Raw genomic sequence first — 793 nt, 5'->3', positions numbered from 1 at the left:
GATTACACGCGGGCGGTAAGTTTTCTAACGATAACTACAACTTCTCTTGCGGATTGCACGGGGTTGGGGTGTCGGTTGTTAATGCGCCCTCCACAAAACTTGAAGTCTCTATCCGCCGCGATGCTAAGTTACATCGCATTGCATTCGCTGATGGCGATAAAACCGATAGCTTAGAGGTGATTGATAGCGTTGGTAAGCGAAATACCGGAACAAAAGTGCATTTCTGGCCTGACGCTCAGTATTTCGATTCGGTTAAATTCTCTATTTCTAGACTTCGACATGTCTTGCGCGCAAAAGCCGTTCTATGTCCGGGTTTGCAAGTTATTTTTCAGAATAAGCAAACGGATGNGAAGGATGAATGGTATTACGAGGATGGCTTAAAAGATTATTTGGTTGCTGCGACAGATGGCTTTGAAACTTGTCCGAAAGTTCCGTTTACTGGGTCGATGGCTGGCAATAGCGAAGCGGTTGATTGGGCAATACAGTGGTTAACCGAAGGCGGTGAAATCACTCAAGAGAGCTACGTAAACCTAATTCCAACAGCGCAAGGTGGTACGCACGTAAATGGCTTTAGAACGGGCTGTTTAGAAGCAATGCGAGAGTTTTGTGAGTTTAGAAATTTATTGCCGCGTGGCATAAAGCTTGGCCCAGAAGATATTTGGGATAAAAGCTGTTTTGTTTTATCTGCCAAGTTAGGCGATCCTCAATTCTCAGGTCAAACCAAAGAAAGATTATCTTCACGCGAGGCTGCTGCGTTTATTTCGGGTGTAGTGAAAGACGCATTTAGCTTGTG

1 pseudogene is annotated in these 793 nt (G+C 44.9%); it reads left to right on the top strand.

What is annotated here, in order from left to right:
* Positions 1 to 793: pseudogene (locus A3738_RS28675) on the top strand (DNA topoisomerase IV subunit B); the annotation flags it as partial.

The sequence above is a fragment of the Oleiphilus sp. HI0066 genome, from assembly GCF_001635725.1.
The sequence above is the reverse complement of the archived record's forward strand: the minus strand, read 5'-3'. Positions and strand labels throughout refer to the sequence as shown.